The 20,452-nt window shown below is 72.3% G+C and carries 19 protein-coding genes; 13 read left to right on the top strand and 6 right to left on the bottom strand.

Features of this window, described 5'->3' with window-relative positions; all coding sequences use genetic code 11:
- Positions 1-16: 16 nt before the first annotated feature.
- Complete coding sequence (locus ASC64_RS04195; RefSeq protein ID WP_082550177.1) at positions 17-1,204, bottom strand: IS30 family transposase; 1,188 nt, start codon at positions 1,202-1,204, stop codon at positions 17-19.
- A 47-nt stretch (positions 1,205-1,251) separates the two neighbouring features.
- Positions 1,252-2,154, bottom strand: a complete 903-nt coding sequence (locus tag ASC64_RS04190; RefSeq protein ID WP_156384997.1) for a DUF222 domain-containing protein — start codon at positions 2,152-2,154, stop codon at positions 1,252-1,254.
- Between ASC64_RS04190 and ASC64_RS04185 the strand changes: the two genes are divergently transcribed.
- Positions 2,126-2,494, top strand: a complete 369-nt coding sequence (locus ASC64_RS04185) for a hypothetical protein (RefSeq protein ID WP_056906209.1) — start codon at positions 2,126-2,128, stop codon at positions 2,492-2,494. The genes ASC64_RS04190 and ASC64_RS04185 overlap by 29 nt on opposite strands.
- A 438-nt stretch (positions 2,495-2,932) precedes the next feature.
- Here the strand turns inward: ASC64_RS04185 and ASC64_RS04180 are convergent, their stop codons facing one another.
- A complete protein-coding gene (locus tag ASC64_RS04180) occupies positions 2,933-3,889 on the bottom strand; it encodes a hypothetical protein (RefSeq protein WP_156384996.1) in 957 nt (318 codons plus the stop codon).
- Between the two features lie 115 nt (positions 3,890-4,004).
- On the opposite strand from ASC64_RS04180, the gene ASC64_RS04175 reads away from it, so the two are divergent.
- A complete protein-coding gene (locus ASC64_RS04175; RefSeq protein ID WP_056906207.1) occupies positions 4,005-5,165 on the top strand; it encodes a glycosyltransferase in 1,161 nt (386 codons plus the stop codon).
- 14 nt (positions 5,166-5,179) lie between these two features.
- Here ASC64_RS04175 and acpS read toward each other — a convergent pair whose 3' ends face one another.
- Positions 5,180-5,566, bottom strand: a complete 387-nt coding sequence (gene acpS, locus ASC64_RS04170; RefSeq protein ID WP_056906206.1) for a holo-ACP synthase — start codon at positions 5,564-5,566, stop codon at positions 5,180-5,182.
- A gap of 206 nt (positions 5,567-5,772) precedes the next feature.
- Between acpS and ASC64_RS04165 the strand changes: the two genes are divergently transcribed.
- From ASC64_RS04165 to ASC64_RS04115, 11 genes are all read left to right on the top strand, one after another.
- The gene (locus ASC64_RS04165) at positions 5,773-6,057 is read left to right on the top strand and encodes an acyl carrier protein (RefSeq protein ID WP_235563510.1); all 285 of its coding nucleotides are present in this window, start codon (positions 5,773-5,775) and stop codon (positions 6,055-6,057) included.
- A 23-nt stretch (positions 6,058-6,080) separates the two neighbouring features.
- A complete protein-coding gene (locus ASC64_RS04160; RefSeq protein WP_082550174.1) occupies positions 6,081-6,932 on the top strand; it encodes a serine O-acetyltransferase in 852 nt (283 codons plus the stop codon).
- Positions 6,932-8,929, top strand: a complete 1,998-nt coding sequence (asnB, locus tag ASC64_RS04155; RefSeq protein WP_056906205.1) for an asparagine synthase (glutamine-hydrolyzing) — start codon at positions 6,932-6,934, stop codon at positions 8,927-8,929. The genes ASC64_RS04160 and asnB overlap by 1 nt, the downstream gene beginning before the upstream one ends.
- A complete protein-coding gene (gene nadE / locus ASC64_RS04150) occupies positions 8,926-9,972 on the top strand; it encodes an NAD(+) synthase (protein WP_082550173.1) in 1,047 nt (348 codons plus the stop codon). Before asnB ends, nadE begins: the two co-directional genes overlap by 4 nt.
- A gap of 25 nt (positions 9,973-9,997) precedes the next feature.
- Positions 9,998-10,708: a hypothetical protein gene (locus tag ASC64_RS04145; protein WP_056906204.1), complete on the top strand. Its 711-nt coding sequence runs from the start codon at positions 9,998-10,000 to the stop codon at positions 10,706-10,708.
- Positions 10,705-11,721 carry a glycosyltransferase family 2 protein gene (locus ASC64_RS04140; RefSeq protein ID WP_082550172.1) on the top strand — a complete coding sequence of 339 codons (1,017 nt, stop codon included), beginning with the start codon at positions 10,705-10,707 and terminating at the stop codon, positions 11,719-11,721. The genes ASC64_RS04145 and ASC64_RS04140 overlap by 4 nt, the downstream gene beginning before the upstream one ends.
- Positions 11,722-11,812: 91 nt before the next feature.
- Positions 11,813-13,441, top strand: a complete 1,629-nt coding sequence (locus tag ASC64_RS04135; protein ID WP_082550171.1) for an acyl-CoA ligase (AMP-forming), exosortase A system-associated — start codon at positions 11,813-11,815, stop codon at positions 13,439-13,441.
- A complete protein-coding gene (locus tag ASC64_RS04130) occupies positions 13,438-14,664 on the top strand; it encodes a pyridoxal-dependent decarboxylase, exosortase A system-associated (RefSeq protein ID WP_056906203.1) in 1,227 nt (408 codons plus the stop codon). The genes ASC64_RS04135 and ASC64_RS04130 overlap by 4 nt, the downstream gene beginning before the upstream one ends.
- 83 nt (positions 14,665-14,747) lie before the next feature.
- Positions 14,748-15,029 carry a phosphopantetheine-binding protein gene (locus ASC64_RS04125; protein ID WP_056906202.1) on the top strand — a complete coding sequence of 94 codons (282 nt, stop codon included), beginning with the start codon at positions 14,748-14,750 and terminating at the stop codon, positions 15,027-15,029.
- A 13-nt stretch (positions 15,030-15,042) separates the two neighbouring features.
- Entirely contained in the window at positions 15,043-15,873 is an 831-nt protein-coding gene (locus tag ASC64_RS04120) for a Wzz/FepE/Etk N-terminal domain-containing protein (protein WP_056906201.1), read from the top strand.
- Complete coding sequence (locus ASC64_RS04115; protein ID WP_056906200.1) at positions 15,870-17,234, top strand: O-antigen ligase family protein; 1,365 nt, start codon at positions 15,870-15,872, stop codon at positions 17,232-17,234. Before ASC64_RS04120 ends, ASC64_RS04115 begins: the two co-directional genes overlap by 4 nt.
- A gap of 29 nt (positions 17,235-17,263) precedes the next feature.
- Here the strand turns inward: ASC64_RS04115 and ASC64_RS04110 are convergent, their stop codons facing one another.
- Entirely contained in the window at positions 17,264-18,871 is a 1,608-nt protein-coding gene (locus tag ASC64_RS04110; RefSeq protein WP_056906199.1) for a glycosyltransferase, read from the bottom strand.
- Complete coding sequence (locus ASC64_RS04105; RefSeq protein WP_162245768.1) at positions 18,868-20,400, bottom strand: oligosaccharide flippase family protein; 1,533 nt, start codon at positions 20,398-20,400, stop codon at positions 18,868-18,870. Before ASC64_RS04105 ends, ASC64_RS04110 begins: the two co-directional genes overlap by 4 nt.
- Positions 20,401-20,452 lie beyond the last annotated feature (52 nt).

Genomic DNA, 20,452 nt, shown 5'->3' with positions numbered 1-20,452 from the left:
GGCGGAATCTAGGTAGTCACGCAACACCGTGGTTGTCAGCGGTCTTGGTCAGTATCTTCTCGAGCATCTCGGCAGGGGTGCGAAAGCCGTGGCGCTTGCGAGGTCTTGAGTTGAGCTCGGCGGCGATGTTGTCGAGCATGCCGGGGCCGAAGAACGACAGGTCCTTGCCCTTGGGTAGGTACTGCCGCAGCAGGCCGTTGGTGTTCTCGTTGGTCCCGCGCTGCCAGGGTGAGTGTGGATCGCAGAAGTAGATGTCCAAGCCGGTGGCTTTGGCGATCTCGCGGTGGCTGGCCATCTCCAAGCCTTGGTCCCAGGTCAGTGACCGGCGCAGGTGCTCGTCCAGCGTGAGCATTTTGGCAACGAGGGCCTGTTGGACGGCGAGCGTGCCGTGACCGTCGGGCAGGTGCAGCAGCATCACGAACCCGGTGGTCCGCTCGACCAGTGTCCCGACAGCGGTGTCAGAGGACTTCGAGCCCATGATCAGGTCACCCTCCCAGTGCCCGGGCACGGCACGGTCCTCGACTTCAGCGGGACGCTCGCTGATCATCACCATGTCCGGGATCCGGGTGCGGCGATACCCCGGCGCCCGACGCGGTTTGCGCATCGACCTGCCCGTGCGCAGATACGCCGTCAGTTCGCGCTTGAGCCCGCCACGGGCCTGGATGTACAGCGACTGGTAGATCGTTTCGACCGACACCCACATCTCCGGTTCGTCGGGGAAGTCAACCTTGAGTCTGCCAGCGATCTGCTCGGGGCTGTCGCGGCCTTCGAGCCGAGTCTGGACCTCCCGACGCAGACGAAGGTTGGTCGCGAGCTTGGCGTTGCGTGGTCCACGTCGACCTCGATCGGCATGCGTCTGAGCCATCGATGCTCGGTAGCCTCGGACGCCGACAGCTCGCTTGAGCTCGCGGCTGACCGTGGAAGGGTTGCGGTCGATCTCGCGGGCAATGGCACGAACGCCCAGACCACTGGCCTGCAGTCGCATGATCTCCTCGCGTTCCTCAAACCTCAGATAGCGCTCGCCAGAAGGCTCGGTCGTCTTGGCTGGGTTCACGCCACCAGCCTTGGCCAGCAGCCGTGATCCCCAGCCCAACGACGCGCCGGCCGAGTCCGTCGCCTCCTGCAGGGTCATGCCAGCTCGGATGGCCCGCCAGAACCGACGTTCATGCTCACGCGGCAGATCGGGCTTGGTGAACTTCCTCATCACAACTCCTCAGACGAGGTGTTGCGTCACTACCTAGAACTCGCCACTCACGCGGCAGATCGGGCTTGGTGAACTTCCTCATCACAACTCCTCAGACGAGGTGTTGCGTCACTACCTAGAACTCGCCTGCCGTCGCGCAGGGCGAYCTGCTCGCGAAGCCATGCGGGGATCGTGTAACCCGGTGCGGACAGCTCGGCGTTGAGGTCGATGACGGGCTTGATGGTGACCTTGGTGTGGGTGTCGGCGCACCAGCCCTGCACCTGCTCCAGCAGCACCAGGCGCTGGAGGTTCTCCATCCGACCGGTGGGTCCGAACACCGTGGTCTCACCGACGGTGGTGGCCTCGAAGTGGGCGTGGATGACGACCTCCCGAGCGGCCGGAACGTTGGCCGGGTGGTTGGCGGGGTCGGCGCCGATGCCGGCCAGGTCGAGAGCGGTCTGGGCGCGGGCGAGGTTGCCGAGGGCCTTGGACCTGCGCACGTCGAGGGACTCGGTGGAGCCGAGGGCCTTCTGCGCCGCGGCGTCCTGGGCGACGGCGTGGCCCAGGTCGAAGGCGTCGGCGATGCCGAGCACGGCGTCGAAGGGCATCGTGCCGCCGAAGTCGACGTCCTCGTCGTGCAAGGTGGCATGGCGGGGGTCGACGTGCAGGTGCCCGTCCTCCGGGTCAGCGGTGGGGTCGGGTGCGCCGAGGTCGAACCGCTTGATCGTCTGCGCGACCAGCCGGTCCAGCTGCGCGGGACCGATCCGCCCGGCGACCGCAGCGACCTGCGCATCCACGTGCGCGGCCGCTTCGACTGTCAGGGTGGGGACRGTGTGGATCGTGGCTTCCGCGACCGTTCTGGCCCGCCACGCCGGGACGACACCCGACTGGACCTGTGCCCACAGGCGCGGAAGGCGGTGACGCAGCTCCAACGCGTGGCCGATGAGCTTCTTCGCCGACGTGGTCGACATCCCCAGCACGGCGCCAAGCTCGGCACTCCGCCACCAGCGGCGCACCCTCGCCGGCGATGGGTTCCTCGTGCTCGCAGCCGGGGACGGTGAAGGTCGCGGCGTGGTGGATCGACTCCGGCGGGTGCAGGTCGGCCCAGCGGGCAGCGACGTCCAGGAGATCGGCGGCTGCACGGTTCTCSGTGGCCCGGCGATCACGAGCGAGCGCGAGCAGGGCAGTGGCAGAGAGGTCGTCTGCGACCCTCTCCGCGCCCTGCTTCACTGCCTCGCTCATGTGTTCGATTCTACCGCGCGCCACCGACACTCGCCGGCGACGAAGTGGATCTGTGGAGGCGTCCCGTGAGCAGGTCTCGCTACGCCTTGCTCGTCCGTCGCTGGGCCACTCACCACTTGGTTGTTGAGGGGTCTCGTGACGGGACTCCGTCTCTCCTCGACCAGCGAGGGCAAGCGTGGGGCCGGCGTGGGTTCGAGGCTCGCTGGCGCTCGCACCTCAACCACCGGGGTTGACAGGGGGCGGGCGTGGTTTCGAGGCTCGCTGGCGCTCGCACCTCAACCACCGAGAGGGTGACCAAGGGGCGTGGGTTCGAGGCTCGCTGGCGCTCGCACCTCAACCACCGGGGTTGACAGGGGGCGGGCGTGGTTTCGAGGCTCGCTGGCGCTCGCACCTCAACCAGCGAGAGGTCGACCAACGGGGGGCGGGCGTGGTTTCGAGGCTCGCTCGCGCTCGCACCTCAACCACCGAGAGGGTGACCAAGGGGCGTGGTGTCGAGGCTCGCTGGCGCTAGGGGGTGAGGGGGCTGCCGTCGTCCCAGGTGTTGTCCTGCCAGGCGTTGCCGGCGGAGGTGGCATTGAAGGAGGTGACGGGGCCGTAGACGCCGCACATGTCGTTGGTGCCGCGCTCGAAGACGTTGCCGCGGAAGACGATGCCGGTGGCCTCGGGGAAGGGCTTGCCGGGGGCATCGCCGCCGTAGGCGCAGAAGGAGATCGACTCGCCGTTGGCCTTGAGGAGGTTGTTCTCGACGAGGACGTCGCGCACCGGCTCGAAGTCGCCGAAGAGCGAGAGGTCGGCCGTGCAGCCGCCACCGGTGGCGTTGAGCGTCGACGTGCAGTGGAGCGTGTTGTGGCGCACCACCATGTCGGTGCCGCCGTTGGTGATGAAGGCGTTGTTGTGGGCGGCCTCACCCTCGGGGTTGAACTGGTCGTGCAGCCAGGAGTCCTCGACCACGCAGTCGCTGCCGCAGTGCACGCTGTGCTGACCGCCGGTCACGTCGGTCCTGCGGACGGTGATGTTGGTGCCCCACACCGCGCCGCCGATCCACTCGCCCGCGACCACGTCCGAGTCGACCACCTCGACCGAGAACGTCGGGTCGACCTGGGTCGCGGTGGACTCCACGCGCGGCACGCGGGAGTCCTCGATCCGCACGCCGGGCGCCTGCACCACGATGGCCGGGCACACGCCAGTGGCGTCCACGCCCGACAGCGTGACGGTCTCGACCAGCGTGCACGGACCGGCGTACGGCTCCAGCTCCGTCCCGGGCGGTACGCCGGTGTCGTCCGGCCCCGGGAAGACCGGAGCGTCGTCGTCCGGGGACTCGTCGCCCGACGAGGACGCCGCACTCGCCGAGCCCTCGACCGGCGAGGGCTCCGGCTGCGCCAGCGCGCGGTAGCCGACCGCGCCGAGACCGGCAGCCACCAGCGCCGCGACGGCGAACGCGGCCGTGCGTCGATTCCGTGCCATCACGTACCCCCTGGCACCCAGCATCACCCGGACACCACTGCACGCGCGTACCCCACTCGGGGGATGTCGCCGCTCGACCGGTGGACGGCCGCGGACGCCGTGGTCGACTCGCGCCGTGGGACTGACGATCGCGTGCGTGTTCAACGACCCTGCCGTACGACGCCACTGCCTGGACCGATCGCTCGAGGCGTACGACGGTCCGGTCGAGGTGGAGTACCTCCCGATCGACAACACGACCCACGCCTTCTCCACGGCGGGAGCCGCGCTCAACCACGCGGTGCGGCTGGCGCACCACGACGTGGTCGTGCTGGTCCACCAGGACGTCTACCTCCACGACGTCGACCAGCTCGCCGCCGGCGCGGCCTGGCTCGAGGACGAGCGCTGGGGCATCCTCGGCGCCAACGGCGTGACCGCGACCCGCTCCTCGGCCGGCCGGCTGCGCGACCGGGTCATCCTGATCGGTGAGCCCGCGCCGAGCCCCGTGCCGGTGGACACGCTCGACGAGGTCCTGGTCATAGCCCGGCGCGAGGACCTGCTCGCCGAGCCGCTCAGCGAGGACCCCGAGCTGGCCTGGCACGCCTACGCCGTCGAGTACTCCCTGCGCGTGCGCGCCCGGGGCCGGCTGGCCGGCGCGGTCGACACGGCGATCACCCACAACAGCATGACCACCAACCTGGCGCGGCTCGACGAGGCCCACCGGCACGTCGGCGACCGCTACCCCGCGCTCCAGCCGATCCACACCAGCTGCGGCACGGTCGGCGCGCGCGGACCGGACTGGCGCCGGCTGCCGCTGGTGCGCAGCCACGGCTGGCGCCGCACCTGGCTGCGGCAGTCCCGACTGGCCGCGCAGGTGCGCGCGGAGCTTGCGATCCCGGTCGTGCTCGCCGACATCGCGCACGAGGTCGACCTCGTCGACTGGTCGAGCACCCACCCGCTGCACCTGGTCAACGTCGACCGGGTCGGCGGCTTCGCCGCGCGTGCCGGATGGCCCGTGGTGCTCGAGCGCGACGGACGCCCCGTCTCGATGACCGCCCTCCAGCTCCCCGAGCTGCCCGTGGCGCTGGCCTCGCTGGACCCGGCCGACCGGGTGCTGGTCACCGGTCTCGAGGTCGGCGACCTGGCCCGGCTGCGGCCGCTCCTGGCGGACGGCGACTGGCTCGCCGGCGTGCAGTGGGGCGAGGTCTGGCTCGTCGGCGGTCCCGCCGCGGTGCGACCGCCCGACGAGTGGAGCCGCCCGCAGGCGGTGCCGCTGGGAGCCGGTCGCGCCCGCAGGTGAGCCCGGCTGACGCCTCAGGCCGCCGGGGCAGCCTCGGCGTGCGCCACCGCGACGGCGTACTCGTCGCAGTGCGACATCGACACGTGGATCGGTCCGACTCCACGACTCTGTGCGTGGGCCAGCACGTCGCCGCTGAGCGCCACGCCCGGCACTCCGTCGTCGCCGCGCGTGATCTCGATCGAGGCATAGGGCACCGGGCCGTCGCCGGGACCGTGCAGCGCCTTCACGACGGCCTCCTTGGCCGCCATCCGGGCCGCGAAGTGCAGCTCGGGGCGCGCCATCGAGGTGCAGTAGTCGATCTCGGCGCCGGTGAACCAGCGCTGGAGGAAGCGGTCGCCGCCGGTCTGCACCAGGCTCGCCATCCGTGCCACCGAGACGATGTCCGTGCCCGCGCCGATCATCGAGGTCCCCCGTTCCCGGGCCCGCGAGAGGAGCGGGCCGACAGGGGAACGCTAGGGCTCCTGGGACGCCCGGGACGGGGCCGCGCAGGACCCGTCACCACTATTGGGGAGCATCCCTGCTCGCACCCGGCAGGCGGCCCCGACACCTGTTCCACTGATCGGCGGGCCCACAGGGGGCGGGCCGATGACACACTTGGGAGGCCGACGTGCAGGACCAGATGGAGCGCGACCAGATCAGGGAGACGTTGCGCGATTTCATGGGGGACAACTACCTCTTCGGCGACACCGACCGGCTGCCGGCCGACGAGGAGTCGCTGCTCGAGAAGGGCGTGGTGGACTCCACCGGCATCCTCGAGCTGATCGAGTTCCTCGAGGACCGCTTCGGCATCGAGGTGGCCGAGTCCGAGACCGTGTTCGAGAACCTCGGCAGCATCGGCGGGCTGACCCGCTTCGTGCTCGCCAAGACCGGGGCCACCCAGCCCGTGGGCTGACCTTCACGACTCCGGGGGCAGCCATGGGGGCATTGCACGGCCGGGTCGACGACCCGGACCTTCGTCCGTTCCGCACGGACCTCGACAAGTACTACGCGATCTCCGCTGAGGGCCGCCGTGGCCCGCGCCAGCGGCTGCGGCTGTGGCTGCTCAACGCGGACTTCCGCGTCGTCGCGTGCTACCGCTTCGACCAGGCCGTACGCCGCTACCACCGGCAGCACCGCGTGCTCGGCCTCGCGCCGCGCATCGTCAGCGCCGTCTGGCGGCGCCGGACGTCGACGATCCACCACGCCGAGATCGACCACCGCGCCCGCATCGGGCCGGGGCTCTACCTGATGCACCACACCGGCGTCTTCGTCGGCCCGGTCAGCATCGGCGACAACTGCGTGCTCCACCACAACGTGACCATCGGCCAGCGGGTCGCCGCCGGCGACCAGGGCGTGCCGCGCATCGGCAACGACGTGTGGATCGGCCCCGGCGCCACCATCAGCGGCGACGTCACGATCGGCGACGGCGCGACCATCTCCGCGGGCACCATCATCGCGCGTGACGTCCCGCCGCGCGCGCTCGTCGCCGGCAACCCCGGCCGCGTCGTCAACGCCGACTACGACAACTCAGCCATGCTCAACTATCGCGTCCGCCGTCCGGCCCCGGTGCAGGACGACGGAGCCGACGAGCAGGTCGACCGCGCACTGGCGGAGTACGCCCGGCTGCGCGACCCGGCCGGCGACCGGCAGCTCGAGGCCGTCAAGGCCGCGATCTTCCTCGAGGACGTCTTCGACGTCGTCCTGCGCGAGGACGACATCGACCCCGACCAGCTCGGCACCGCCGAGGGCATGCGTGCCGTCCTCGCGCGCGCCGGCAGGCCCGCCTGATGTGCGGCATCTGCGGGGTCGTCGTCACCGACGGACCTCCCCCCGACCGCGAGCTCGTGACCCGGATGATCGGCCGCCTCAGGCACCGCGGCCCCGACGGCAGCGGCCTCTACCTCGACGACCAGGCCGCGCTCGGCCACACCCGCCTCGCGATCATCGACACCGAGGGCGGCGCGCAGCCGCTGTGCAACGAGGACGGCACCCTCTGGATCTCCTTCAACGGCGAGATCTTCAACTACGTCGAGCTCGGCGACGAGCTGCGCCGGCGCGGTCACCGGTTCCGCACGCACAGCGACACCGAGGTGATCGTGCACGCCTGGGAGGAGTGGGGCGAGGACTGCTTCACCCGGTTCAACGGGCAGTGGGCGCTGGCGCTGTGGGACAGCCGCGAGCGCCGCCTGGTGCTGTCGCGCGACCGGCTCGGCGTACGTCCGCTCTTCTTCACGCGCGACGCGCACCGGATCGCCTTCGCCTCGGAGGTCAAGGCGCTGATGGCCGACCCCGAGGTGCCGCGCGAGCTCGACCCGGTCGGCCTCGACCAGGTGCTGACGTACTGGTCGACGGTCGCGCCGCGCACGGTCTTCCGCGGCATCGAGCAGCTCGAGCCCGGCCACGTCGCCGTGCTCGACCGGGACGGCTTCCGCCGCCGGCCCTACTGGAGCGCCGACTTCCCCGCACGGGGCGCCGAGCCCGGACAGGACGTCGAGGAGAACGCCCGCGAGCTGCGCGAGCGCATCGTCGAGGCCGCCCGGCTCCGCTTCCTGCGCAGCGACGTGCCCGTCGGCGCCTACCTCTCCGGAGGCATCGACTCCTCGATCACCGCGGCGGTGATCGCCCGCTACACCGACGCACCGCTGCACACCTTCTCGCTGCGCTTCGCCGACGCCGAGTACGACGAGGGGGTCCACCAGCAGCGGATGGTGGCCCAGCTCGGCGCGCAGCACCAGGACATCACCGTCTCGCCCGCTGACGTCGCCGAGGTGTTCCCCGACGTGGTGCTGCACACCGAGACGCCGATCCTGCGCACCGCGCCCGCGCCGCTCTTCCTGCTCTCCAGGCTGGTCCGGCAGAACGGCTACAAGGTCGTGGTCACCGGCGAGGGCGCCGACGAGGTGCTCGCCGGCTACGACATCTTCCGCGAGGGGCGGGTGCGCGCGTTCTGGGCGCGCGACCCCGGCTCGACCACCCGCGACCGGGCGGTCGAGCTGCTCTACCCCTGGATGGCCAACAACCCCGGACAGGCGCCGGCCTTCGCCCGGAGCTTCTTCGGCCAGGACCTCGACCCGGACGACCCGGCGATCTCGCACCGCCCCCGATGGGCGTCCACGAGCGCCGTGAAGGGGATGCTGGCGCCGGGGCTGCTCGACGAGGTCGTCCGCGGCGCGGGCGACGACGTCCTGGCGCTGCTCCCGCCGCAGAGCGCGTCGTGGGACCCGCTGTCCCGCGCCCAGTGGCTGGAGATGACCACGCTGCTGCCCGGCTACATCCTGTCCAGCCAGGGCGACCGGATGCTGATGGCCAACTCCGTGGAGGGCCGCTTCCCCTTCCTCGACAAGGACGTCATCGCCTTCGCCAACCAGCTCCCCGCCCGCCACAAGCTCAACGGGCTCGACGAGAAGCACCTGCTCAAGCTCGCCTTCGAGGACCTCGTCCCCGAGGAGATCCGGCGCCGGCCCAAGCAGCCCTACCGGGCACCCGACACCGCCAGCTTCTTCACCGACACGCCGCCCGACTGGCTGGGCGACGTCACGTCGCCGGCCGCGGTGGCCGACGCCGGCGTGTTCAACCCGCGTGCCGTGCAGGGGCTGCTGACCAAGGCGGCCCGCACCCACGGCGTACGCACCGGCAACACCGACAACATGCGCCTGCTGGCGGTCGTCTCCACGCAGCTGCTGCACCAGCAGCTCGTCGTCGACGCCGGCCGCGCCACCGACAACCACCCGCCCGAGCCGATGACCGTCATCGACCGGGTCCAGCCCGTGAGGAGCACCGCATGACCACCGCGTCCCAAGACCTGGACGAAGCCGTGCCCGGCACGCAGCAGGCATCGGTCGACTCCGACCCGTTCGCCCTCGACCTCGACGCCGAGGTCGCCCGGATCACCACGATGCTGCGCGACTACCTCGGCCGGTCCCGCCGCAAGGGCGCCACGGTGGCCCTCTCCGGCGGCATCGACTCCAGCGTGGTGGCCGCGCTCTGCGTGGAGGCCCTCGGCGCCAAGCGCGTCTTCGGCATCCACATGCCCGAGCGCGACTCCTCCGAGGACACCCTCGGCTTCAGCACCATGGTGTCGGACGCCCTCGGCATCGACTCGGTGGTCGAGGACATCACGCCGATCCTGCAGGCGGCAGGGTGCTACGAGCGGCGTGACGCGGCCATCCGGATGGTCTGCCCCGACTACGGCCCCGACCACCTGTCCAAGATCGTGCTGCCGAGCGTGGTCGACTCCGAGAGCCTGCGGCTCTACTCCGTGGTGGTCCAGGCGCCCGATGGCACCACCACCCGCCACCGGCTCACCACCGAGTCCTACCTCGGCATCGTGGCGGCGACGAACTTCAAGCAGCGCGCGCGTCGGATGGTCGAGTACTACCACGCCGACCGGCTCAACTACGTCGTCACCGGCACGCCCAACCGACTGGAGTACGACCAGGGCTTCTTCGTGAAGCTCGGCGACGGGGCCGCCGACGTCAAGCCGATCGCCCACCTCTACAAGACCCAGGTCTACGCGCTCGCGGAGCACCTCGGCGTCCCGGAGGCGATCCGGACCCGCCCGTCCACGACCGACACCTACTCGCTGCCGCAGTCGCAGGAGGAGTTCTATTTCTCGCTGCCGTGGAACCTCATGGACATCTGCCTCCACGGCAAGAACACCGGCCGCCCGATCGAGCAGGTCGCGGCCGCCGCGGGCCTCACCCCGGACCAGGTGCAGCGGGTGTGGGGCGACATCGACCAGAAGCGCACGACCACGGCCTACCTCCACCTCCCGCCGCAGCTCGTCGAGCCGGTCGAGGAGATCGGGCGGGGGATCGGACGAGGATGACCCACGCCCCACCGGGGGTCGCACGATGACCGCCCGCGACCTGTTCGTCGCCGCGCTGCGACGGTGGTACGTCGTGCTGCTCGGCGGCGTGCTCACCCTGGGCGCGCTCTACGTCGTCACGCAGCAGACGCCGGTCTACTGGACGCAGTACAACGTGCTGCTCGTCGGACCGAGCGGCGCGCAGAAGACGACCGTGCTGGACGACCCGGTCTACGGCCTCCAGCCCCTGGTCGGCGTCATCGCCACAGACTTCAACGACGGCGCGCCACCGCTGCTCACCGGCGACGTGGCCGCGACCATCGTCGGTGAGGGACACCGCGAGGGCGTCCAGGTGCGGGTGCCCAACCTGGGCACGCAGTGGCGCCCGCTCTTCCCCGCCAACTACCTCGACGTCCAGGTGGCCGCGTCCAGCCCGGACGAGGTGCTGGCCACCGCCCGCGCCACGTCCCTGCGCATCTCGCTGCTGCTCGAGCAGATCCAGGACGACATGGGCGCCCCGCTGGCGCTGCGGGCCCGGGCCGTGCCGTCCTCGAAGTACCCGACCGTCATCCCGATCTCGGGCAGCCGCTCGCGCGCGCTGGCGGCCACCGGGCTGTCCGGGATGGCCGTCACCCTGGCGGTCCTGCTCATGCTCGAACGGCGCCGCCCGAAGGCTCGACTCCGTACCGCGCCGGCCGTCACCCCCGCGCGTACGTCGCTGCTGCGCCGCCGCCCACGCTCCCCGGTCGTCGCATGAACACCCCACGACGGACCAGCCGGGGCCCGGTCGCGGTGGCGGTCGTGACCTGGAACAGCGCCGAGGTGCTGCCCGGCCTGATCGCGTCCCTCCCGGCCGGGGCGGGCGACGTGCCCTACCGGCTCGTGGTCGTGGACAACGCCTCGAGCGACGACACCGTGGCGGTCGCGCGGAGACTCGCCCCGGACGTGACGGTGCTGCAGACCGGCCGCAACGCCGGCTACGCCGCCGGGGTCAACGCGGCGATCGCCGAGACGCACGACTCCCCCGCCGTGCTCGTCCTCAACCCCGACGTCCGGCTGCTGCCCGGCTGCCTGCCGACGCTGCTGGCTGGGCTCGACGAGCCGGGCACCGGGATCGCCGTGCCGCGGCTCACCGACGCCGACGGTGCACTGATCCACTCGATGCGCCGCCGGCCCACGCTGCTGCGCGCCTATGCCGACGCCGTCCTGGGCGCGACCGTCGCCGGGCGCTGGCCGGCGCTGGGCGAGGTGGTGACCGACCCGCTGCGCTACGAGCACGAGGCCCGACCCGACTGGGCGGAGGGCTCCACGCAGCTGGTCAGCCGCGCCTGCCTCGACGCCTGCGGCCCGTGGGACGAGTCGTACTTCCTCTACTCGGAGGAGACCGACTTCCACCTCCGCGCCGGATCCCGCGGCCTCGGCGTGCGCTACGTCCCCGCCGCGGGCGCGCAGCACCTCGAGGGGGGCTCGGGCACCTCGCCGCGGCTGTGGGCGCTGCTCACCGCCAACCGGCTCCGGCTGTTCTCGCGGCTGTTCTCGCGTCCGGAGACCGCGCTCTACTGGGTCGCGCTGATGCTGCGGGAGTCCACGCGGGCGCTGCGGGGGGACGCGATCGCCCGCGCGGCGGTGCGCACCCTCGTCCGGCCGTCGCTGCTGCGCGCACCGCGCGGGCCCGCCTGGCTCGACCTCTGCGACGCCGTCGACCGGGGCACTACCCCAAATCCGGTACTACCCGCCGGAGAAGCCCACGCCGAGGCCTCCGGTACGTAGCGTCCCTGACGGGACGGCGAGTCGACCACTCGACGTGCCGTGGGTCGCCGGGGGGCGGCGGCCGGCGTGAGGACGATGGGGGCCTGACCAGATGCGGACGAACCTGCACCACCTGCTCAAGGAACGCGCGGTCCGCTCGGGCCACCGTCCCGCACTCAGCCACCAGGACGTCACGCTCGACTACGCGAGCGCGTGGGAGCAGGCCTGGCGCACCGGCGCCGTGCTGGCCGACCTCGGTGTCGAGCGGGGCGACCGCGTGGCGGTCTACCTCGACAAGCGTCCCGAGACGGTCGCCGGCATCTTCGGCGCCTCCGTCGCCGGCGCGGTGTTCGTGCCGGTCAACCCGGCCCTCAAGGGCGCCCAGGTGGCCTACATCCTCGGCGACTGCGACGTCCGCGTGCTGATCACCTCGCGCCAGCGCTGGGAGTCGATCCGCGACGACGCGAAGGGCTGCGCGGGCCTCGCCCACGTCCTGCTCGTCGACGCCGACGGGGCAGCGCCCACCGGGGGCGAGGTCGAGCTGCACGACCTCGGTGAGCGCGTCGCGGCCGTCGCCGGCGCACCTCACCCGTCGACGGTCATCGACGTCGACACCGCGGCGATCCTCTACACGTCCGGGAGCACCGGCCGCCCGAAGGGCGTCGTGCTGTCCCACCGCAACCTCCTCGTCGGCGCCGAGAGCGTCTCGAGCTACCTCGGCAACCACGAGGAGGACGTGATCCTCGCTGCGCTCCCGCTGAGCTTCGACGCCGGGCTCAGCCAGGTCACCACGGCGTTCGCGTCGGGCGCGCACGTCGTGCTGGTCAACTACCTCCTCGCCCGCGACGTGGTGCGGCTCTGCGCCCGCCACGGCGTCACCGGCCTCACCTGCGTGCCCCCGCTGTGGATCCAGCTGACCGCCGCGGAGTGGCCCGCGGAGGCGACCTCGTCGCTGCGCTACTTCGCCAACACCGGCGGCCGGATGCCGCAGTCCACTCTGTCGCGGCTGCGCGAGCTCTTCCCCCAGGCCAGCCCGTTCCTGATGTACGGCCTGACCGAGGCGTTCCGCTCGACCTACCTCGACCCGGCGGAGGTCGACCGACGGCCCGACTCCATCGGCAAGGCCATCCCCAACGCCGAGATCCTCGTGGCCCGGCCCGACGGCACCCCGTGCGCGCCCGGTGAGGAGGGCGAGCTGGTGCACCGCGGTGCGCTCGTCGCCCAGGGCTACTGGGGCGCGCCGGACAAGACGGCGGAGCGGTTCCGCCCCGTGCCCGGCGACCGGCCCGACTGGCGTACGCCGGAGCTGGCGGTGTGGTCCGGAGACCGGGTCGTCGCCGACGAGGAGGGCTTCCTCTACTTCGTCGGCCGCACCGACGACATGATCAAGACCTCCGGCTACCGGATCAGCCCCACCGAGATCGAGGAGGTCGCCTACGACAGCGGCCTGGTCCGCGACGCGGTGGCGCTCGGCCTGCCCGACGAGGCGCTCGGGCACCGGGTGGTGGTCGTGGTCAGCCCGTCCGGGGAGAGCCTGGACCCCACCGACCTGGTCGCGGTCTTCCGCCGCCAGCTGCCGCGCTACATGGTGCCCGCCGAGGTGCTGGTGCGCAGTGAGCTGCCGCGCTCCCCCAACGGCAAGTTCGACCGGGTCCTGCTCCGCCAGGAGCTGATGAACTCCCCACGACCTTCTTCTCCTCCGCTTCGCTCCCCCGAACAACGCCGTGAGGACCCCGCATGAGGACCAGCGACCACGTCGCCGCCCACGGCACGACCGACGGTCGGCTCCTCGTGGGGGGCGTCCCGGTCGACCGCCTCGCCGAGCGGGTCGGCTCGACACCGTTCTTCGCCTACGACCGCGCCCTCATCACCGACCGTGTGGCCGAGGTCCGGGCGGCGGTGCCCGCCTCGCTGCGCCTGGGCTATGCCGTGAAGGCCAACCCGATGCCCGCCGTCGTTCAGCACCTCGCCGGACTGGTCGACCACCTCGACGTGGCCTCCGCCGGCGAGCTCGCGGTCGCGCTCGACACCGGCTGCGACCCCGGCTCCATCAGCTTCGCCGGCCCCGGCAAGACCGACGCCGAGCTGCGCCGCGCGGTGGCGGCCGGCGTCACGGTCGAGGTGGAGTCGCGCACCGAGCTGGCGCGCCTGGTCCGCACGGGCAAGGAGCTCGCGCTGCGCCCGCGCGCCGCCGTACGCGTCAACCCGTCGTTCGCGGTCAAGGGCTCCGGCATGCGCATGGGCGGCGGCCCGCAGCAGTTCGGCGTCGATGCCGAGGCCATCCCCTCGCTGCTCGGGGAGGTGTCCGAGCACGACGTCGACGTGGTCGGCTTCCACGTCTTCGCGGGCTCCCAGAACCTCAGCGCGGACATCCTCGTGCAGGCACTCGAGAAGACCGTCGACCTCGTCCTCGAGCTCGCGCCCCACGTGCCGGGCACCGTCGAGTACGTCAACCTCGGCGGCGGTTGGGGCATCCCCTACTTCGAGAAGGACCAGCGGCTCGACCTCGCAGCCCTGGGGTCACGGCTCACCGATCTCGTCGACGGCCGGCTGGCCCCGGCGCTGCCTGAGGCCACCGTCGTGATCGAGCTCGGGCGCTACCTCGTCGGCGAGGCGGGCCTCTACGTCACCCGCGTGGTCGACGTGAAGGAGTCGCGCGGACGCAGCTACGCCGTCGTCGACGGCGGCATGCACCACCAGCTCGCCGCGTCCGGGAACTTCGGCCAGGTGATCCGGCGCAACTACCCGGTCGCCCTCGCCGCCCGGGCCACGGAGGAGCCCGCCGGACCCGTGACCGTCGTCGGCTGCCTGTGCACGCCGCTCGACGTGCTCGGCGAGGAGGTGGACCTGCCCGAGGTGGAGGTCGGTGACCTCGTCGCCGTCTTCCAGGCCGGGGCCTACGGCCTGACCGCCAGCCCGACCGCGTTCCTGGGCCATCCCGCGCCCGCGGAGGTGCTGGTGTGAGCGCCGAGCCGGCGCCGTCGCCCGACCGCGCACCCACCGACCAGTCAGCACAAGCAGCAGAAGCAGCAGGGGGAACCAGCGTCATGGACACCGTTACCAGCCAGCACACCGACAGCCTCGCGGGCGTCGTGGAGGTGCTGACCCGCACCCTCGGCATCGAGGACCGGGCCGGCTCGATCACGCGCGACACCGGGCTCTTCGGCGAGCTGGCCGAGCTCGACTCGCTCGGCGTCGTCGAGCTCGCGGCGGCGCTCGAGGACCGCTTCGACATCGTGATCGACGACGACGACTTCACCGGCGAGGTGTTCGAGACGGTGGGCACGCTCACCGACTTCGTCGACGGCCGCCTCACGACCGCGGACTGAGCGGAGGCCGACCATGGAGATGAGCGTCCTCTGGGGCTCGCTGCGGCGACGCTGGTACCTCGTGCTGGCGCTGGTCGTCCTGACGCTCGGGGCGATGTTCGTCGTCACGCAGCGCGTCGGCCCGACCTACGAGGCCACCGGCACCGTCCTGGTCTACCCGCCCTCCCAGAGCTCGATGCCCGACGGCTCGCGCACGCAGGAGAACCCCTACCTCACGCTCAGCGGGGTCAACCAGGCCCGTGACGTGGTCGTGCGCGCGCTGACGTCGAAGAAGGTGAGTGACGAGTTCGGCGAGACCTTCCCCGTCGGCACCACCTTCGAGATCGTCCCCGACTACACCAACAGCGCCCCGATCATCCTGTTCACCGTCGAGGCGAACAGCCCCACCGTGGCGACCGAGGCGCTCGACTCGCTGGTGAGCCTGGTCCCGGTCGAGCTGGGCAACCTCCAGTCCAACCTCGACCTCCCGGAGGCCGAGCGCGTGGCATCGACGGTGCTCACCCAGGACGAGAAGCCGCAGGCGACCAACAAGTCGATGATCCGCTCGGCCATCCTCGCGGGCGCGGGCGTCGGTGGCGCGGGCCTGATGCTCATCGCCCTGATCGACAGCCTGCTCCTCGGCCGGCGCAGCCCCGACCCCGCCGGTGCAACCGACCACGACGAGACCGCCGCCGGGCCTCCCCCGGCCGACGACGACCGTGACGGCACGGACGAGGACGACGTCGCACCGCAACCGACGCCGCTGCGCCCCGTGGCGGCCGGCCGGCCTGCCGCAGAGCGCACGGTGACGACGCGTCTGGTCCGGCGCCGGCGCCGGGGTGCTGAGCGCGACGAGGCGTCATGACCGAGCGCCGCGGTGGCGCCGACGCCACCGCGATCCTGACGGTCTACCTCGCGCTCCTGTGGTTCATCCCCTCGCCGATGGTCGTCCCGGCGCTGGGCAGCGCAGGCAGCCCCGCCAACATGCTCGGCGTCGTCATCTTCATGGTCTGGGCCTGGTTCACCGTGCGCCGCGCCGAGCCGTCGGGGGCGGGCGTCCAGCCGGTGCGAGCCGCGCTGCTCGGGCTGCTCGTGGTGATGCTCATCGTCTACGCCCACGCGATGGCCGGTCCGCTGCCCGGTGACGAGATCAGCGTCGCCGACTCGGGCCTGCTCCGGCTGCTGGGCATGGCGGGCGTCGCGCTGATGGCCGCCGACGGGATCGTCAGCATGGATCGCCACGTCGTGCTGCTGCGCCGCTTGGCCTTCGCCGCGGGCGTGGTCGCCCTCCTCGGTCTCCTGCAGTACGCCACCCGCGAGCTCTACATCGACCGCATCCGGATCCCCGGACTCGTGGCCGGCACCTCGGACTGGACGCTGGGCTCGCGCTCCGGCTTCACCAGGCCGAGCGGCACCTCCACCAGCCCGATCGAGTACGGCGTGGTGCTCGGCATGACCCTGCCCGTCCTCATCGTGTGCGCGTCGGTGCGCTCGCGCTACCGCTGGCTCTACCGGGCGATGCTCGTGGCGATGATGTGCTCGATCTACTTCTCGCTGTCGCGCTCGGCCTACCTGTGCGCCGTGGCCGGGGTGCTGGTGATGGCCCTCAAGTGGGACAACCGTCGCCGGCTGACGGCAGGTGCCTTCGTCCTGGTCGTCAGCGCGGTCATGTACGTCTCGGTGCCGGGGCTGCTCGGCTCCATCCAGGGGCTGTTCTCCAACGCGGGCAAGGACCCGAGCATCGCCTCGCGCACCGGCAGCTACGACATCGCCGGCCAGTTCATCTCGAGCTCGCCGATCATCGGCCGCGGCTTCGGCACGTTCCTGCCCAAGTACTGGATCCTCGACAACGCGTACCTCGGGCTGACGATCGAGGCCGGTGCCGTCGGGCTGCTGGCCCTCCTCACCCTCATCGTGTGCGGGATGCTGAGCGCCCGTCGGGCGCGCATCGACCTCGAGGAGCGGGTCGACGACCCCGACGCCGCCGACGGCGCTCTCTACGCCCACGCCCTCCTCGCGTCGGTCGGGGCGGGTGCGTGCGGCCTGGCCTTCTTCGACGCCTTCGCCTTCCCGCAGACGGCGGGCTGCTTCCTCCTGCTGATCGGTCTCGCCGGCGCGGCGCGCCGGCTCACCCGCGAGGCGGCGGACGCGCCCAGCCGCGGCGCGTCGGACGACCACAAGTCCGGCAGCGATGCCGGGTCAGGCCTGCCGGCCACCCGCGGCTGACACTTCTGGTCGTCCGACGCGCCGGCGGCTCAGGCCGTCCGGGAGCGCAGGCGCCGGAGTCGACGCGCGGCACCGGCCGGAAGCAGGAGGGCCGGTCGGGCCGTGCCGGAGCGGGCCAGGCGCGCCGCCGTCTCCACGCGGCGCGGCCACGAGAGCTGCGCCGACATCGTGTCCAGGGTGCCCGCGAGCCCCTGCCCGACGCCGTTGGCCATCATCAGCAGCAACCGGCGGTCGAGCTCGCCGGTCCGCCGCACCGCGCGGGCGGGAGCGGACGCCGGCCCGGACACGGGTGGCGCGTCGAGCACCTTGCCGACCGCCTCCACCCACGCTCCGTCACCGTGGCTGCGGTGGACCGCGGCCCCGGTGGCGGTGCCCACCTCCGCGCGTGCCGCGGGGTCCCGCAGCAGCCGGGTGACCTCCGCGGCCAGCTCCTCGCCGGAGCGCGCGACCAGCAGGTCGTCGTCGAGCTCCGGGGTGTCGGCCCCGAGCACGCCGAGCTCGTCACCGCCGGACCGCAGGGTGAGGACCGGGGTGCCCATCGTGGCCGCCTCCAGCATCGAGGTGAGGGAGGCGAACGGGTAGGAGTCGACGTAGACGTCGGCCGACTCGAGGAACGTGTGGACGTCAGGCAGCAGCCCCCACGCCCGTCCCAGCCCCTCCTCGGCGAGCACCGACCACGCGCCGTCTGGCGCCGGACCGGCCACGTGCAGCTCTGCGCCCGGCACGCCCCGGATCGCGGGCAGCAGGATGTCGAGCAGTGTCGCGCCGCCGGCAGCGGCGTACTTGTAGGTGTCGGCGGCACTGGCGACGACGACCGCGTCCTCGGCGATCCCCAGCGCGGCCCGCGCCTGGCGGCGGGGGTGCTCGCGCTCGCGCAGCTGCAGAGGGCGTACGACGAACGCGTTGCGCGCCTCGGGGACCCCGCGCCGCTCGACGTTGAGTCGGGCGCCGCTCTGGCGCAGGTTGACGATGCGGTCGGCGGCAGCGACGCCGACCCAGAACACGTGGTCGGCGTGGTTGACCAGGAGCACCTCCGGGCGGCCCTCGGTGCGCGGGGCCAGTGCGATGCTCGCCACCACGTCGTTGGGGTGGACGTGCAGCACCACGTGGTCGTGCGCCCGCGCCAGGTCGCGCAGCTCGGCAGCCCGGTCGACCAGGCGGCGGTGCCGCGCGTCGAGGCGGACCAGCGCGTCCTCGGACGCGAGCACGTCGGTGAGCTTCGCCGGGACCTGGCGGTCGCCCTGGCCGGTGAGGCACACGTGGTGGTCGCGAGCGGTGTCGAGCCGCAGCCAGTTCGCGAGCATCTGGGTGTGCCCGCCGGTCCCGTAGACCTGGGTCACGACGTGCAGGACCCGGGGCCGTGCGCCGGGTGCCCGGGTGGGCACCGGTCCCACCGGCTCGGGCAGCCGGGCACCGAGCTGGACGAGGACGTCCTCGAGCGCGCCGCTGGCGAAGACCCCGCTCGGGTTGCACCAGGCGAAGGTCGCCGCGGTCATCGCAGCGACCGCGGCCCGCTCGTCGCGGTCGCGGCGGACGAGCCGCTCGGCCCGCCGCACCAGCGCGTCGAAGACCTGCCAGTTGTGGTCGAGTCGCGCCACCTCGCCCGTCCGGGACGAGCTCGCCTCGGGCGTCCTCATGCGTCGACCACCTCGACAGCGTCGGCGTCGTCAGCCGCCGGCGCGGAGCGCAACGCCCTGGCCTGCCGCAGCAGGTCGGGGCGCAGCGCCAGCACGCAGGCGATCGCCGCGAGGCACACCGTGCCCGCGGCCATGGTCGTCACGAACGAGGAGGACAGCTCGGCCGCCACGAGCACCGTCACCGCCGCCGCGGCGACCGCGACGAGCATCGGGAGCACGACGGACGCACCGAGGGGCGCCAGCGGGATGCCGGCACGGCGCAGCATGCCGAGGTAGCACGGCAGCACCACGACCAGCACCACGGCCAGCTCGGCGACGGCGACCCCGACCAGGCCTTCCCGGCGGGCCGCGAACCAGACCGCCGGCGCCAGTGCCGCGAGCCAGAGCAGCTGCACTGCGAGGAGCTGGCCTGTCGCCCGGCGCACCACGAGCAGGTCGTAGGAGAGCTCGAGGAAGATCCGCACCGACGTGGCCAGCACCAGCACGGCGAACACCTCGGACGCCGCGCCCCACTGGTCGCCGTAGACGAACCGGACCACGTCGTCGGCCGCTGCCGCGCCGACCAGGCAGACCGGGAGCGTCACCACGGCGAGCACGCGCAGCAGGAGGGTGAAGGCGGCGGCGAGTCGGGGTGGGTCGCCCTGCATCCGCGAGAAGACCGCCGGCGCGACGCTGCGCAGCGGCTGGGAGAACATGTTCAGCGGCCACGACGCGAGGTTGAACGCCAGCACGAAGTAGCCCAGCGACGTGGCGCCGAGGGTCGCACCGACCGCCACCTGCTCGACGTAGCCGACGGCGAAGACCACGATGCTCGCCCCGGCAAGCGGAAGGCCGAAGCGCAGCAGTGGCCCCACGAGGGTGCGGTCGACGTGCCAGCGGTAGGGACGGGTGGCGTGGATGAAGAGCACGACCCCGATCAGCGTGGCGACCACCCGGCCCCACGCGAGGCTCCACGCTCCGAACCCTCCCAGCGCGAGCACCAGGGACAGCGCCGTGCCCGACCAGGTCACGCACTGGTCGATGGCGAAGCGGCGGCGCTGGCGGAACTGGCGCTGCAGCAGGGCGGCCGGGCCGGCCACCATCCCGCTGAAGACGACCGAGACCGACATCAGCCGGATGATCCCGGCGGCGTCCTCGGACCCGAGGGCCCGGGCGACCGGCTCCGCGGTGACGTACATCGCGGCGAACAGCAGCACGCTGCCGGCCGTGGAGATCGCGTTGACGCTGCCCAGGACGCTGCGAGGGTCTCGCTCCCACCGCACCACCGCGAGGCTCACGCCGAGCTCGTTGAAGCTGAGCACCGCGAGCAGCGCGACCATGGCGACGGCGAAGGTGCCGAACTCTCCGGGACCGAGGATGCGCGCCAGCAGCACCCCCACCAGCAGCGTGCCGAACCTCGACATCGCCGTGTTGAGGAAGCTCCAGCCGAACGCTCCTGCCGCCGTGCGCGCCAGGTCGCCCTGGCCTCCGCCGGGCTCGTCCGGTCCTGTGCCCGGTCCTGCGCCCGATCCTGTGCTGTCCGCTCCCACGCTGCCCCCTGCTGCGTCGTCCATCTGCGCCTGTCAGCCCCCGCCGCGCCCG

Source organism: Nocardioides sp. Root122 (assembly GCF_001425025.1).
Classification (GTDB): domain Bacteria; phylum Actinomycetota; class Actinomycetes; order Propionibacteriales; family Nocardioidaceae; genus Nocardioides.
Note: the sequence above shows the minus strand (reverse complement) of the source record. Positions and strands in the feature narration are given on the sequence as shown.